This is a genomic window from Bifidobacterium reuteri DSM 23975 (assembly GCF_000741695.1).
In the GTDB taxonomy this organism is placed as follows: Bacteria; Actinomycetota; Actinomycetes; order Actinomycetales; family Bifidobacteriaceae; genus Bifidobacterium; species Bifidobacterium reuteri.
Genome location: NZ_JGZK01000001.1, coordinates 378283 through 393206, shown reverse-complemented (window position 1 = coordinate 393206; position 14924 = coordinate 378283). Strand labels below are relative to the sequence as shown.

General features: G+C 60.4%; 13 protein-coding genes. 9 read left to right on the top strand and 4 right to left on the bottom strand.

Going from position 1 to position 14924, the window contains the following annotated elements:
* Positions 1-565: 565 nt before the first annotated feature.
* Positions 566-1531, bottom strand: coding sequence for a hypothetical protein (locus BREU_RS01590; RefSeq protein WP_238566970.1), 966 nt, complete (start codon positions 1529-1531; stop codon positions 566-568).
* Between the two features lie 467 nt (positions 1532-1998).
* Between BREU_RS01590 and BREU_RS01585 the strand changes: the two genes are divergently transcribed.
* Positions 1999-2988 carry a ribonuclease H family protein gene (locus tag BREU_RS01585; RefSeq protein WP_044089066.1) on the top strand — a complete coding sequence of 330 codons (990 nt, stop codon included), beginning with the start codon at positions 1999-2001 and terminating at the stop codon, positions 2986-2988.
* Between the two features lie 174 nt (positions 2989-3162).
* Positions 3163-3861 carry a ribose-5-phosphate isomerase RpiA gene (gene rpiA / locus BREU_RS01580; protein WP_044089068.1) on the top strand — a complete coding sequence of 233 codons (699 nt, stop codon included), beginning with the start codon at positions 3163-3165 and terminating at the stop codon, positions 3859-3861.
* Positions 3862-4098: 237 nt separating this feature from the next.
* Here rpiA and BREU_RS11425 read toward each other — a convergent pair whose 3' ends face one another.
* A complete protein-coding gene (locus BREU_RS11425) occupies positions 4099-4188 on the bottom strand; it encodes a 30S ribosomal protein bS22 (protein WP_004268639.1) in 90 nt (29 codons plus the stop codon).
* A 220-nt stretch (positions 4189-4408) separates the two neighbouring features.
* Positions 4409-5035 (bottom strand): hypothetical protein, encoded by a 627-nt coding sequence (locus tag BREU_RS01575; protein WP_044089069.1) that lies wholly within the window; start codon positions 5033-5035, stop codon positions 4409-4411.
* A 93-nt stretch (positions 5036-5128) separates the two neighbouring features.
* On the opposite strand from BREU_RS01575, the gene radA reads away from it, so the two are divergent.
* The 7 genes from radA (at position 5129) to BREU_RS01540 (ending at position 13592) form a co-directional block, all read left to right on the top strand.
* Entirely contained in the window at positions 5129-6598 is a 1470-nt protein-coding gene (gene radA, locus BREU_RS01570) for a DNA repair protein RadA (RefSeq protein WP_044089070.1), read from the top strand.
* Positions 6599-6806: 208 nt separating this feature from the next.
* Positions 6807-8342: an adenosylhomocysteinase gene (locus tag BREU_RS01565; RefSeq protein ID WP_044089157.1), complete on the top strand. Its 1536-nt coding sequence runs from the start codon at positions 6807-6809 to the stop codon at positions 8340-8342.
* A complete protein-coding gene (locus tag BREU_RS01560) occupies positions 8342-9727 on the top strand; it encodes an amidohydrolase family protein (RefSeq protein ID WP_044089071.1) in 1386 nt (461 codons plus the stop codon). The genes BREU_RS01565 and BREU_RS01560 overlap by 1 nt, the downstream gene beginning before the upstream one ends.
* A 101-nt stretch (positions 9728-9828) precedes the next feature.
* Positions 9829-10431 carry a cupin domain-containing protein gene (locus tag BREU_RS01555; RefSeq protein WP_044089072.1) on the top strand — a complete coding sequence of 201 codons (603 nt, stop codon included), beginning with the start codon at positions 9829-9831 and terminating at the stop codon, positions 10429-10431.
* A 309-nt stretch (positions 10432-10740) separates the two neighbouring features.
* A complete protein-coding gene (locus BREU_RS01550; RefSeq protein ID WP_044089073.1) occupies positions 10741-11610 on the top strand; it encodes an ABC transporter substrate-binding protein in 870 nt (289 codons plus the stop codon).
* A gap of 224 nt (positions 11611-11834) precedes the next feature.
* On the top strand, positions 11835-12731 hold the full coding sequence (locus BREU_RS01545; RefSeq protein WP_044089074.1) for an amino acid ABC transporter permease: 897 nt from the start codon (positions 11835-11837) through the stop codon (positions 12729-12731).
* Positions 12732-12782: 51 nt separating this feature from the next.
* Positions 12783-13592, top strand: a complete 810-nt coding sequence (locus tag BREU_RS01540) for an amino acid ABC transporter ATP-binding protein (protein ID WP_044089158.1) — start codon at positions 12783-12785, stop codon at positions 13590-13592.
* 21 nt (positions 13593-13613) lie between these two features.
* Here BREU_RS01540 and ribF read toward each other — a convergent pair whose 3' ends face one another.
* Complete coding sequence (ribF, locus tag BREU_RS01535) at positions 13614-14858, bottom strand: bifunctional riboflavin kinase/FMN adenylyltransferase (protein WP_044089076.1); 1245 nt, start codon at positions 14856-14858, stop codon at positions 13614-13616.
* Between the last annotated feature and the right edge of the window lie 66 nt (positions 14859-14924).

Below are 14924 nucleotides of genomic sequence, written 5' to 3'. Positions count from 1 at the left end.
GGGTCGCATGGGCCCGTCGACGATGCGGACGTTCTCGACGACCATGCCTTTGACGTTGAGGAGCTGTTTGAATATGCTGTTCATCAGGCGCTTTTCGGTTGTGTTTTTCTTGGTCGATGAACATCCTAACCAAAAAGCGCTCTTCTCTTACCGGTTCAACGCCTCACCGGCAAACAACCACCCACGAAAACAGCAATAGCGCCATATATTGAGGGGCCCAGCTTCTGTCTTTCCCCCAGTCAGCTTCGCTGCCATCCCCTCGTCAGAGGGGGCCAACACCACTCAAACAATTGCGAGACGGACCACTAGGCACATTCATCGTTTTCTTAGGCAGATTCCCAAGAACAGGACGGCACAACAAGGCAGGCATACGTGCCGGGCGCCAATGAATAGTTGACTGCCCTCCGAATCGCTTCCATACACCGCGAATGCAGGAAAGATTGCTCCGCATCCCCATCCCAAGCATCTCCGCCCACCTTCGGAGAACCTCATTGACTGAATTCAGGTCGTCAGCAGACATGGTTTCCCGCCTTGCCGCCAATACCCCCACTCCTCTGAGTCGACCTCAACTTCTTCGGCGAGACTCCTTCAATCGGCGCTCGGCCAGCTGCTCGATCGTCATCGCGATCACCCGAAACTCGAATACAGCGCCGCGACGGGCAAGCTCGCGCGCCACATTGAAGGCGAACTCGGCACGCGCATCCTCATCGGCAAGGCTCGCGGCGGTGGCGACGAACACGGTCCACCGCCGGCCGATCAGCCGGGCCCGTTTCTCCCGATCACGCCGCCACTGCGTCTTGCTTGTACGATGATGATCGCCATCATATTCGACCGCGACTTTGTATTCCGGCCAGGCCATGTCCAACGTCATTGGGAAACCCGAGTCGAACAGTGCATCGGGAACCGTATAGTTCACCGCAGGCTGAGGAATGCCATGTGATAACAGCGAGATTCGTTCCTCGGTTTCCTTCGGCGAATCCGCTCCGGGCACGACCAGCTCCAATGCGCGCAGACACCGAGACCGGCCCTTGAATCCCACAAGTCCGTTGATGCACGCAGCGAAATCGCGATGCACTGCCAAGATGTCACGATTGTTGGCCAATGACGACTGCTTCGCCGTGGCGGTGACGATGGCGTCGCCAAGCACAACCAACGATTCGAACGGAACATGCACCGCCATCTGCGCCCACACATGGAACAGGTCCAATGCAAAGACATGCCGATTGATCCGTACCACGTTCTCATTGGTGACGTATCTCCATATATGGGTGCGTACTTCTTCGTTTCGAGCACGAATGCGCTTGTCCCGTGTGCTGCACACGGCATGCAATGCCAACTGGTCGAGATCGCAGTCGGCCGGCAACGGCACGGATTGCAGCGCAAGGGACGTGGTCATACCGAACAGCAGCCTACGGTCCAATCGTTTGGCGACTTCAGTGCAGCGTTGCGCAGTATCGCGTTTGCGCTGCGCGATGCTTTCGCCCATCGCAGGGACTGGGCCGTTCTCACTCACGGACTCAGCGGCGCGCATAGGGGCGCAAGTCACTTCCGACTCCTCCGGTGGAGGTTCCGCGGCAGCAAGTGAATAGTGAGGTGCGGCATAGGCATCATCATTGATTGCGGTACTCATGGGCTCACCGTAACGAACCGGCCGAAAAAAGGGAAGCCAAAACAGGGTATGTGGTTCCAGCTTCCGTTATACAGAGTAAATGTGGATAACTTCGATGACTCAGCGACCATCTAACGGCACAGTAATCGTTGCGCATGGCGTACGTTAGGGTGGGAGCGCAGAGCGACTGTCGCGCCGATGGACGGCGATGCGCCGGATAATCCGAAGCAGCGCCGTCATGTGGACAGTCGAGCGGATAATCCACAGGAAAGGTGAGCGAGCGCAGTCGTGCCCCACGGAGGGGCTGTTCGCACCGACCGGAAAGTGAGCGAAACGTGACCATCACAGTATCGACGGACGGATCCGCACTAGGCAATCCGAATGGCCCCATGGGCTGGGCCTGGGCCGATCACGACAAGAATGCGGGCGGTGCACCCGGCCATGAACACGATGAGCATGGCTATGACGCGGGCGGTGCCACGAACGGCACCAATCAAATCGGCGAACTGTGCGCGGTGCTGGAGGCGCTGCGCGCGCACCCCGGCGAGGAACCACTGCTCATCGAGTCCGATTCGCAATATGCCATCAACTGCTCCACCACCTGGGTCAAAGGGTGGAAGCGCAACGGCTGGAAGAACTCGCAGAAGAAGCCAGTGAAGAATGTGGAGCTCATCAAGGCCATCGACGCCGAGATCTCCAAGCGTCCGGGGCCGGTGAACTTCAAGTGGGTCAAAGGCCACGCCGGCAACGCGGGCAACGAATTGGTGGACGAGCTGGCCCGCACCTATGCCGGCGACTGCCGCTCCGGCGCACGGGATGGCTATCTGCCGATCGAGGGGTGGCAGTCGTTGCTGAATTCCGAATATGCGCACGGCACCGATGTACCACCGGATGTGCAGCTGGTATTGGACGGCAAGGCCGATGCCTCGGCGTTGCGCAAGCCCGAACCATCCGAAACGCATCCGCAATCGCACGAATCTCGTGCCGGCATGGGTAAGGCATCCGGACAATCGCTTGCTGATATGCTGGCGGAGCCGGAAGGCGTGCCCGATTTCGATTTCGGCGAGCATGCCGACGATTCGCACGATATCCAGCATGCCGAAGATCATTCGCTCGACTCTGCGGCACAACCGGATACAGATGCACGACCATCCGCGCAACCAGCGCAGCCTCATCCGTCCACCGTCCAGTCAGGGCAGCGCAGCGCCACTCCCAGCGGACTGACGGTGTCCGGAACATTGACCTTCTCCCCCGCCCCCAAGACCAGCCCGTATTTCAACGGCCAACCGATGCCGATCTCCGGCACGATCGCCATCGAGGGCTACGTGGACGGCGACGGCAAGCTGACCATCACCAATGCGCCGTTCTTCCGCCAATAGCGCATATGCATCACGGATTGCACGATAAGGGCTATCTCACATCACGCAATCCGCACAAATACGCATGGAAACGGACACGACGGCACAAATTCGCTCATGCGCGTTAGGATAAGAGAGCAAGCTGTGCACCGTTATACCTATACGGTTGAACCAAGGAAACAAAGGAGAAATCCCATGGACAAGGCTCAGCAGGACGCGCTGAAGAAGGCGGCTGGCATCGAGGCCGCCAAGCTCATCCAGGACGGCATGATCGCCGGTCTCGGCACCGGCTCCACCGTGAAGTTCCTGGTCGACGAACTCGGCCGCCGCCATCAGGAGGAAGGCCTCGAGTTCACCGGCGTGACCACCTCCCGCCGCACCCAGGCCCAGGCCGAAAGCTACGGCATCAAGATCGTGGACATCGACGACGTCGATCACATCGACATCACCATCGACGGCGCCGACGAAGTGGACAAGAACTTCAACGGCATCAAGGGTGGCGGCGCCGCCCTGCTGTGGGAGAAGATCGTGGCCACCAACTCCAACCAGATCGTATGGATCGTCGACGAGTCCAAGGTGGTGGACACCATCGGCAAGTTCCCGCTGCCTGTCGAGGTGATTCCGTTCGGCGCCGGCCACGTGATCAAGAAGTTCGAGGCCAAGGGCTACAAGCCGGTGCTTCGTCTTGACGCCGACGGCAAGGAGGTGCGCACCGACGAGAACAACTTCGTGGTCGACCTGCATCTCGAGCGCATCGACCATCCGCAGGAGCTGGCCGAAGACCTCATCACCACGGTCGGCGTGGTGGAGCACGGACTGTTCCTCAACATGGTGGACAAGGTCATCGTGGGCGATCCGAACGGCCCGCGTGTGCTGACCAACGCCAACAAGTGACCTTTCCGGCCTCTAAGTGATCGGTTGGTGTAATCATCAGCCGATTGCACCAACCGGATTCGGCGCCACACCACATCGCCATCCCAAGACAAGCCGCTTTCGCAGCGCAGACGCGCCCGCGAAAGCGGTTTTGCATATCGGCGTCCATATGCCAGCAATCCGTGAAGCGCGATGGAATACGAAAAACCCCGCATTCGTTGCGATTGCGGGGTTTTCATGCCTTGATTGCAGGTAAGACTACTTACGCTGGTGGCGGGTCTTACGCAGCAGTTTGCGGTGCTTCTTCTTGCTCATCCGCTTGCGGCGCTTCTTGATGACAGAACCCATCTGAAGCCTCCATTTCGATTAATCGTAAAAGTTGCAACTTGCACTATAGTACACGTGTTGCAAGACAGAGGGAACTCGTGTGCCGCACGGCGCTTCATCACCTGTTCATTCCGCGTTCACGCAAACTCACAGGACATGCCAAGCATCCACAGATACGGAACAAGGCCGCCATCGTGGCAGCCTTGACAACGCAATCGCATGTCCATTCACAGGTGGTGCATCACAGCGGGAACTTCTGGTAGAACCGTTCCAGCGCCTGCTTGTCACCGCTCGCCTGGAACACCACCGTATCGTTCTGCCACGTGGCGACGGCCTTCTTGGCATCCGAAGGATTCGCCTTGACGGTGTATGAACCGGTGGTGTCGCCGGAGACCTTGACATTACCCGAAGCGAGCTCCTCACCGGTCTGCGCCGCCGCCAGAGCGTCATACTGCGTCTTGGCGTTATCCGCGGTGGACCATTGGGCGACCACCAAAGTAACGTCCTTGGCGTTGTCCCCGGTGGAATAGGTCACCGTGTATTCCTCAAGCGGAGAAGCACTGCTCCAAGAAGTCGTCGCCTCGGCCTTCGTGCGGGCGAAATTCAGCACGCTGTCCGGCATCGCCTTCAACAGCTCGCTGGCGTCATCCGGCAGGGCTGTGGGGTCTATGGTCGGCTTGGTGGGCTCCTCCGCAGCGGCCTGCTGCTGCGTCGTCTGAGGAGTGCTGGCATCATCTTTCTTGATGGCCCATCCCGGCCATACGAACGCGGAAAGCACTGCCAGAATAATCACTACAGCGGCGGCAATCACCACGGCAATCAGTTTGCCATGGGATTGCGTCGTCGAAACGTTCTCGGAGTTGGTCATGGCCAAATTCTCTCACAGCCGTGTGACGCCTTTCCGTACCATCAGACAGGGAAAAAATTTACCGCTACCGAAATCCGGCGTTAGTGTGGAACCATGGCGAAGTCAATTGTGCATTACGTATGTTCCGAATGCGGGTGGAGCGGTTCGAAATGGTACGGCAAATGCCCCGAATGCGGGCAGTGGGGCACCGTGGAGGAGTTCCATGAAGCGAAAGCGGCCTCCGGTTCGCGAACAGCGGCACCGGGCCGTACATCACGCACGCCATCTGTAGCGGTTCCAAGCACCGCCCGTGCAGCCGCCAGGCCCATCACCGAGATCGGCACGGAGACGGTGTTGCGGCTTTCGACCGGATTCAGCGAATTCGACCGCGTGCTGGGCGGCGGCGTGGTGCCCGGATCGGTGACGCTTATCGCAGGCGAGCCTGGCATCGGCAAGTCGACACTGCTGCTGCAGACCGCAGGCAATGTGGCTCGCGCCGTTGCGCATCCCGATGCGTCCCGTTCCCGGGAAAGCAATGGCGGACAGGCGCAATCAGGCACCGTGCTGTATATTTCCGGCGAGGAATCGCAGGCGCAGGTTCGACTGCGAGCCACACGAATCAACGCCGTCGAACAGAATCTGCTGCTGGCTTCGACGACCGACCTGTCCACAGTGCTCGGCCTGATCGAACAGCATAGGCCTGCGCTGGCGATTGTGGATTCCGCGCAGACCATCGTCTCCCAGGAGGTCGATGGCATCTCAGGCGGTTCCACGCAGGTCCGCGAAGTGGCAAGCGCATTGATCGACACCGCCAAAACACTGGACATCCCGGTGTTCCTCGTTGGCCATGTCACCAAGGACGGCTCGATCGCCGGCCCCAGAACCCTGGAACATCTGGTGGATGTGGTCTGCCAGTTCGAGGGAGACAGCGAGACGGCGCTGCGCATGCTCAGAGCGATCAAGAACCGATTCGGACCGACCGACGAGGTCGGTTGCTTCGATATGAGCGGCGAAGGCATCGAGGAAGTCACCGATCCTACAGGACTGTTCCTGTCCACCGGCGCAGGCCGGGACTCCGACACCGGTTCGGTGGACGGCACATGCATCACCTTCACTCTGGACGGGCACCGCAGCCTGCCCATCGAGGTGCAGGCGCTGGTCACGAAATCGGTGCTGCCGACACCACGGCGCGCGGTCAACGGCGTGGATCCAAGCCGCATCGCCATGTTGACGGCCGTACTGTACCGTCACGGCGGCATCAATCTGCTCGCCAACGACCTGTACGTTTCCACGATTGCGGGCGGGAACGCCAAGGAGCCCTCCTGCGACCTCTCCATTGTGGGCGCATTGGCGAGCGCCGCGAAGAACCGGCCGATATCGCGCACGACATGCGCCATCGGAGAGATATCCCTCACCGGGCAGATTCGTCCAGTGCCACGTTTGGAGCATCGCCTGCGCGAAGCGGCAAGACTGGGATTCACCGCGGCCGTGGTGCCGTCCATGCGCAAGCGCTTTACCGTGCCGGGGCTCGACATCATCGAGGTCATTCATCTCAAGGATGCATTGGAGGCGCTCATGAAGTGACCAATCGATAGGCCGGCACGATGTCACGGCACACCAGCCGAGCATGGCGGCATCGGGCGAATGAAGGACATGCTTTAGGATGGTGCTCACCATCCGACGGACGGACGCCAAACAGCACAGGTGCCAAACACCGCAGGCATATGGACAATCTACAACAGGGACAATCCGCGACAAGGGGTCAGCAATGGACACGGAAGCACAGACAGGCATGGCAACAGGGATGACGCCAGACCATTCATCGCCTCACGACTTCGCCTCCTGGGCCGAAGCCATGTCACAGCGCACGAACCGTTCACTGGCAGGCGCACGCCTCGTTGCCGCCCCTTCCGGGATGACCCCAGACTCGCGGCGCGCGGCACAGGAATGGGGCATGGCGGTCGAGACCACCTGCGGCAGGACAGGTATGGCTGCCACATCATTCCGCTTTGACGCGGACACGCCAATCGACGAGATTCCCGACATGCGCGACGCCACCGGCCTGGAGGCAATGGCCTATGCCGAAGCGCATATGCCTGTATTGCACAACGTGTTGTCAGAACTGCAGCGGGAAGGCACCGATTTCACCGGCGTCCGCATCGCCGTATGCCTTATCCTCGAGCCGAAGACGGCGATCCTGTTGCGCAAACTGAAAGCCGCAGGCGCGATTGTCGGTGTCTATTGCGGACCGGACTCGACCGACCCGCGTGTGGCCGAACAGCTCAGACGAGAGGGCGTCATCGTGGAGTCCAGTCGCGATTGGACCCCGGAACAGGCGCACGACGCCGCGTTGCGACTGCTCGACATCATCGAACCGGATATCATCATCGACGATGGCGCGAGTTTCGCCCGTCTCGCCTCGCTGGAGCGTCCGGACCTTGTAGCGAATCTCATCGGCGTGGCCGAGGAGACGACCAGCGGCGTGCGCGCCTTCGCCGGCATGGAGGCCGCCGGAGCGCTTACATACCCCGTGGTCGCAGTGAATGACAGCATACTGAAGACCGGCTTTGATAACGCCCACGGCACTGGAGAGACCTGCGTGACCACGATGCAGCGGATTCTCGGCGATCATGCATTCGAGAACGCACGGGTCACCGTGATCGGCTATGGGCCTGTGGGCCGTGGGTTCGCCCGCCGGGTCCGCGCGCTCGGCGCCACAGTGACGGTATGCGACATCGATGCAGTGGCAGCCCTGCAAGCGGTATTCGATGGATTCGCAGCGCAAGACATCGACGATGCGCTCGCCGAAGCGAACATCGTGGTCTCCGCCACCGGGGTGCGTCATACGATCACGCTCGACCATCTGCGTCTGATGCATGAAGGCGCGGTCGTGGCCGTCATCGGTGGTATCGCGAATGAAATCGCGCTGGATGAGATCCCCCATTTCATGCCGGAGGTGAACCGGGACAGCGTCGAGCTGCATGTTCCGGATGGGCCTACGGTGACGCTGCTCGCGGATGGTGACGGGGTGAACTACACGGTCGGCGGCGGCAATCCGATTGAAATCATGGATCTGAGCTTCGCCGTGCAGGCCAGCGCGGTGGCCTACCTGCTCGATCACCGCGGGGAACTCCCCCACCATCTGATCCGGCTTGATGCCGCGACCGACCGTCGCATAGCCGACGCGGCATTGAAGGCGCGCGGTTATCGGGCCAGCCACGCGGTGGCCGATAATGGCTATGACTGGCGATTGACGAGGTTCGAAGAGAACGCGCGTCACTCTGCCACACAACCCGAAGCGGATACCCCGGCGACCAAGGAGGCCTGATGAACCATTCTGCAGTACATGTCTGGTCAGACACCGACCCGGAGCTGGTGGACCATGTGACGCTATATTCGGCACGATTGGTGATCCCGGTGACCGGCCCGGTCATCATCGATGGCGCGGTGGCGGTGCAGGGCGACCGCGTCATGCATGTCGGCAAGCGTCATTGGGTGCTGGAAGCGCTCAAGCAGGAGATCACGCAGAACGCCACCATCGTCGAGCGTCATTGGGATGGCGTGCTGACACCGGGGCTGATCAACGCACACACCCATCTGCAATACAGCGGCATGGCAGAAGTAGGACGTGGCACCTATGACCGGTTCCGCGCCTGGGAGCTGGCCTTCAACGCGGTATACGCCGAAGCGCAACGCACACGGCCATGGAAGCAATGGGCCGAAGACGGCGCGCGTCAGATGGTCGAATCGGGGACGACTGCGGCAGCCGATATCGTCACCGATCTGGATGCCGCAGGTGCCCTGGCCTCCCAAGGTATGCACGGCATAGCCTACTGGGAGGTCATGGGCTGGCATAATGATGAATGGCTCGAGAAGGGACGCACCGAGCTGAGCCGTCAGCTACGCAAGATGAGCCAGGAGCGCCTCCCCAATCTGGGCATCAGTCCGCATGCGCCGTATACGCTGGAATCCGAACCGTTCGTGGATCTGCCGGATATTGCACGCCGACTCAATATGCGACTGCACATCCATCTTGCGGAAACCCCGCTTGAAGCGGGCACCTATCCGCCCGTGCTCACCACGTATTCGGCCGCCGATTGGCGCGATCATGACTGGGTGAGCTACAAACAGCTCAAAGAGGTCGGCAAGGGAGCCTCAGCCATTCAATTCGTCGACCAGCTCGGATCCTTGGGACCTGATGTGCATATCGCCCACGGCGTGTGGGCGGACAAGGAAGATCGACGCATCCTCAGACAGCGTGGCGTCGGCGTGGCCTTATGCCCCCGATCGAACCGCATCACCAACACCGGCAAGGACGCACCCATCCGCGAATATCTCGAGGAAGGCAATCTGGTGGCGGTGGGCACCGATTCGCTCTCCAGCACGCCGAGCCTCGACCTGCTCGATGATGTGTCGATGCTCTATGACCTGGCACGAGAACAGGGATACACGAACGACGACCTGACCCATCGTCTGATTCGCATGATGACGTTGGGCGGCGCCGCATCCATGGGCATGCACGTGGGCATGAACCGCATCGGCCAGATCAACGCGGGAGCGCTCGCCGACCTGGCGTTCTTCGACATTCCGGTGGACACGTCATCGCCGGCAGGAATCGAAGCGACACTGGAGACACTGGTACGGCACGGCGCGGGAACCAATCGCGCCACCGTGATCGCAGGCCATGAGACCTACAACGACCATGCTTGGTGACCGGGCTCTCGCACCGCAGTTTTCCGGCTTGCAGCACCGCATTCCTGCAGTAAAGCCCCAGTGAATCCGCAACGGTCGGACGAGTAAGGAGGAGAACAACCATGAGTGTCGCGATAGAGAACATGAGCGCATGGGCGCGGTCGATAGTCGACCGGCTTGGTCTCGAAGCACATCCTGAAGGTGGCTGGTATACGCGCGATTGGCAAAGCCCATGTGAGGACAGGGCCAGCGGACGGCCACTCGCCTCGCTTATCTATTTTCTGCTGCCCGAAGGCGACGCCAGCGCCTGGCACAAGGTGGATGCCGACGAGCTGTGGCTCTGGCACGGGCCAGCTCCGGTGACTCTGGAGCTTGGAGGCAGTGGAGAAGCACCCGCCGATGCGAATAGCGAGCGCACCCGCATCATATTGGGGTCGGGAATCACGCCACGGCACGACCAGTTCCACGACGGTGATGCCTACTACGGTGATGCCTACTACGGTGATGCCCGTGTCGATACACAGAGCAGCGCACAGGACAACACGCAGGAACCCCTGCGCGCAGTCGATTTCGAGGAGGCCGCGCACAGCGCCAGCAAACCGGTCATCGGCCATGCTGTGGTCCCAGCCGGCGTGTGGCAGCGCACACTGCCCGGCGAAGGAGATGCACTGGTCTCTTGCGTGGTCAGTCCAGGCTTCGTATTCGAGGGGTTCACCCTCGAATAGGAGGCGACATGGCAACAACCGTCGAAATCAGCGGCAATCGGCCGAGTTCACATTCGAATAGGTAAGGACGCGGTTCGCACACGAACCGCAAACGCACCGGATACATGTTGCGATAACCCGCCATAACCAACGCCGATATCCCAATATGACGGCAGCGGCAACACCGGCAATATGACTATCCTACAATTGGCGCACAGCGCCAAACAGGCGAATCAGGCGCGGGATGTCGGTCTCACGGTATCGCCATAGCGCGCCGAGTGCCACATCAATAATCATTATCCCAATAAGGCACAAGAGAGAGGAACCATCATGTTCAACAACACGAAGGGGCTTATCCGCGTCGCAGCTGCGACCGTCAGCGCCATGGCCCTAATCTTCACCGCCGCCTGCGGCTCCAGCTCCAACCAATCCACAGGCTCCGACACCGCGGATTCCAGCGATATCACCCAGCAGACCGTCACGCCCGGCAAACTCACCATCGCCACCGGCGAGCCCGCGTACGAGCCGTGGGTCATGAACGACAAGCCGGAATCCGGCGAAGGCTATGAGGCCGCCGTCGCTTACGACGTGGCCGAAAAGCTCGGCTTCAAGAAGAGCGACGTGGTGTGGGTCCGCACCACCTTCGACTCCGCCATCGCCCCGGGCGCCAAGGACTGGGATATGAACATCCAGCAGTTCGGCATCACGGACGCCCGCAAGAAGGCAGTCGACTTCTCCTCCAGCTACTACAACGACAGCCAGGCCGTCATCGTCAAGAAGGACGGAAAGTTCGCCAACGCCAAATCGCTGGCCGACCTCAAGGACGCGACCATCGGCGTGATGGTGGGCACCCTGGCTTACGACTACGTCAAGAAGTCCATCAAGGAGGACATCCAGACCTTCAACGATGATGCCGCTCTGGCCCAGGCGCTTGATGCAGGTCAGATCGACGCCCTGGTGACCAGCACTGTGGAGTGCGTGTACATGGTGCAGTCCGAACAGGTGAAGGACGCCACCGTTCTTGGCCGTATCGCCGGCTCCGAAGACAAGAACGGCATGGGCATTGTGCTGCCGAAGGATTCCAAACTCACCGCCGCCACCACCAAGGCCGTGGACGAGCTGAATTCGGATGGCACGTTGAAGCAGCTGCAGGACAAGTGGCTGGCCGAGTACACCACCGACCTGACCGAATTGAAGTGACAGCGGCCTGTCGCACATCGTTGATGGCGACTATCGCCATGATTGCACGGCTCTGATGCCACCGTTCCTCCTCATTGTGGAAGACCTCATTGTGGAAGACCTCATTGTGGAAGACCTCATTGTGGAAGACACGGTGATATCAGAGCCGTATCCATGGGTATGATGCACATCATCACCCGAATACGGCAACAATGGTTCTTCAGACAAGCAAACGAGGTTCAGCTATGACCGGATCATTCACCGCGCCGGAAGGCGATTACCGCAGCGCTCAGCCCGCAGCGCATGCCACCAGTCAAGTCGAGTTGGACCGTCGTCAATACCGGCTCCAGCAGCAGATCAAATCGGTGATCACCAGCCTGATCAGCACGGTGGTGTTCGTGGTGATCATCGTCGTCGGACTGAAGCTCTCCCCCGGCTGGCCTCGGGTCAAGGAGACATTCTTCTCCGGCGAGTATTTCGTCCAGTCATTTCCTGACGTGCTCAAAGGCCTGTGGCTGAATATCAAGGTTCTGCTCGTCGCGCTCGTCGGCGTGGCGATACTCAGCACCCTGATCGCGCTGGTTCGCACCAGTCGATCCCCCATCCTCTTCCCCGTCAGGATTCTGGCGCTGATCTATACGACCGTGATGCGTGGTGTGCCGATCATCGTGGTGCTGTATCTCATCGGCTTCGGCATCCCGGGTCTGGGTCTGTTCGGGCGCATCGACCCCTCGATTCTCGGCACCATCGCCGTGATCATGGGCTACAGCGCGTATGTCTCCGAGGTTCTGCGCGCCGGATTCAACGACGTGCATCCATCACAGCGCGCATCAGCCCGTTCACTGGGTCTGACTGCCGGGCAGACCACCCGATTGGTGGTCATTCCCCAGGCGTTGCGCAAAGTCGCGCCGGCGCTCATGAACGACTTCATCTCCATGCAGAAGGATGTCGGCCTGATTTCCGTGCTGGGTGCCGTGGATGCCGTGCGCGCCGCGCAGATCGATGTGGCCAGCACATACAATTTCACCCCATATGTAGTGGCCAGCCTGCTCTTCATCCTCCTGAGCGTACCGTTCATCCTGCTCAACGACTGGTACACGGCACGCCTGCGCAAGCGCGAGCTGAGCGCGGGCACAGTATGAGCATGAGCCGCCGACCGTGAGCATGAACCCGACACGAACATGAATATGACCATGAGTGAGGCACTGACGAAGAAGGAGACCACAGTGAACGACTCCCATGCACAGCAGACTTCCAACACCACCACCTCCAAACCGGTGCTGCGCTTGGACGATGTACGCAAATCCTTCGGTTCCACCCAAGTGCTGAAGGGCATCTCGTTCGATATCAACCCCCATGAGGTGGTCGCGCTCCTCGGCCCCTCCGGCTCAGGCAAGTCGACACTGATGAAATGCGTCAACCTGCTCGAACAAGTAGATGACGGGCAGATCTGGCTCGGTGACACCGACATCACCGACCCGCGCGCGAATCAGGACCAGATCCGCTCCCGTATCGGCGTGGTCTTCCAGCAATTCAACCTGTTCCCGCACATGTCGGTGTTGAAGAACGTGACGCTGGCTGCCATCAAAGTACACCACTGGGATAAGGACCGCGCGCGGACGCGGGCGCTTGAGCTGCTCGACCGCATCGGCATGCGCAACAAGGCGGACGCCTACCCCGATCAGCTTTCCGGTGGCCAGCAGCAGCGCGTAGCGATCGCTCGAGCGCTGATGACCGATCCCGAACTGCTGTTGCTGGACGAGATCACCTCGGCATTGGATCCGATGCTGGTCGGCGAAGTGCTTCACATGGTCGCAGAGCTGAAGTCGCAGGGGACCACGATTCTGATGGCGACCCACGAGATGAGTTTCGCGCATGAGGCGGCCGATCGCATCGTGCTGCTGCGCAATGGCGTCATCGCGGAAAACGGCACGCCACGCGAAGTCATGGACGAATCCACCAATCCGGAAACCCGCGAATTCTTCGCCCACTTCCGCCACTAGACGCTCACCAAGCGTCTGTCGTCACGCCGTCAGACGCTTGGTCTCCTCGACATTGCGCTTGAGCTCGTCGACCAGCGCGTCAGGACCGTCGAACTTGACCTGCGGACGCAGGAAACCGGTGAATTCCACACGTACCTTGTGCCCGTATAGTTCCAGCCAATCATCGGTGATGCAATAGGATTCCACCACACGTTCATGGAGTCCGGTCTTCTCGCTGAACGTGGGCTTGGTGCCGATGGAGATGGCGGCCGGCCAACGGAGCGGCTTACGCAATGCGGCATCGCAATCAGCCGACTCCTCCCGCCCGGCCGGCATGTTGGACTGCGACTCAGATTGCACCTCGCTGGACATGCTCCCCTGCCCGTCCTGTGCCGATGCGGGCCCTAGATCAACCAGCCAGCCGGCATATACGCCGTCCACAGGAATGTAGCCTTCGACATCCGTGCCGAGATTGGCGGTCGGGAATCCGATGGTGCGGCCGCGTTCTTCGCCATGCACCACCACACCTTCGATGCCATGAGGCTCCCCCAGAATGGCGTTGGCATCCTGGATGCGTCCATGAGCCAGCAAATAGCGCACATTCGTGGAGCTCCATGCGCGCATCGCCCTAGCCTGATGCTTCTTGCTCCAGGCGCGCCTCTCGGCTTTGGTGGCACCGGCCAAGGGATCGTGCGGCTCACCCCACTGTTCGGGCATTTCGGGCTTGAAATCGCGCGGAATACGCACCTCCCCGGGACCCCGATCATCCACTACATCAAGCTCGAAGACGCCGGTGGCTGCGGCGAGGTTCGCGATATGCGCGACATCGCCCTCCCTTCCTTTGCCCATGGCGGCATCCTGGCCGAGCACCAGCGTGCGCATGCCCAATTTGCCGGTCAGCCGACCGAGGAAGAAGATGTAGGACTTGGATGCGAACGCCAACGTATACCGCACCACCAGCACGTGATCGACACCAAGCTGCTCCATGCGGCGGAGACGTTCGTGCGCGCTGGTCAACGCCTCGGCATCGACATTCGCCGCCGTAGGCTCTGTGCCGTCATGCTTGGCGGCCCAACCATGCACAAACGCCGGACGTGGATTGAAGAGGATCACCACCGAGAACGCCCCATGTTGGCGCGCGAGCTCCACCGTACGGCGGATGACGGCCTGATGGCCACGATGCATGCCATCGAAAGCGCCTAACGTCACCACGGCTTTTCTGTCGTTGTCGAACGAGGGCCATTCGACTTCGCCGTGTTCATCGGGAGTCAAGTAGGTGATTTCCATATCCTAGGATTTCCTTTATCCACATTGGGTTGCATCAATGCGCAACCCGGAGATTCCTTTCGGTCA

What these genes read in the sequence shown, in the direction of transcription:
- BREU_RS01590 (WP_238566970.1), bottom strand. Translation starts at nt 1,531, where the DNA reads ATGCGCGCCGCTGAGTCCGTGAGTGAGAACGGCCCAGTCCCTGCGATG.
- BREU_RS01585 (WP_044089066.1), top strand. Translation starts at nt 1,999, where the DNA reads ATGGGCTGGGCCTGGGCCGATCACGACAAGAATGCGGGCGGTGCACCC.
- rpiA (WP_044089068.1), top strand. Translation starts at nt 3,163, where the DNA reads ATGGACAAGGCTCAGCAGGACGCGCTGAAGAAGGCGGCTGGCATCGAG.
- BREU_RS11425 (WP_004268639.1), bottom strand. Translation starts at nt 4,188, where the DNA reads ATGGGTTCTGTCATCAAGAAGCGCCGCAAGCGGATGAGCAAGAAGAAG.
- BREU_RS01575 (WP_044089069.1), bottom strand. Translation starts at nt 5,035, where the DNA reads ATGACCAACTCCGAGAACGTTTCGACGACGCAATCCCATGGCAAACTG.
- radA (WP_044089070.1), top strand. Translation starts at nt 5,129, where the DNA reads ATGGCGAAGTCAATTGTGCATTACGTATGTTCCGAATGCGGGTGGAGC.
- BREU_RS01565 (WP_044089157.1), top strand. Translation starts at nt 6,807, where the DNA reads ATGGCAACAGGGATGACGCCAGACCATTCATCGCCTCACGACTTCGCC.
- BREU_RS01560 (WP_044089071.1), top strand. Translation starts at nt 8,342, where the DNA reads ATGAACCATTCTGCAGTACATGTCTGGTCAGACACCGACCCGGAGCTG.
- BREU_RS01555 (WP_044089072.1), top strand. Translation starts at nt 9,829, where the DNA reads ATGAGTGTCGCGATAGAGAACATGAGCGCATGGGCGCGGTCGATAGTC.
- BREU_RS01550 (WP_044089073.1), top strand. Translation starts at nt 10,741, where the DNA reads ATGTTCAACAACACGAAGGGGCTTATCCGCGTCGCAGCTGCGACCGTC.
- BREU_RS01545 (WP_044089074.1), top strand. Translation starts at nt 11,835, where the DNA reads ATGACCGGATCATTCACCGCGCCGGAAGGCGATTACCGCAGCGCTCAG.
- BREU_RS01540 (WP_044089158.1), top strand. Translation starts at nt 12,783, where the DNA reads ATGAGTGAGGCACTGACGAAGAAGGAGACCACAGTGAACGACTCCCAT.
- ribF (WP_044089076.1), bottom strand. Translation starts at nt 14,858, where the DNA reads ATGGAAATCACCTACTTGACTCCCGATGAACACGGCGAAGTCGAATGG.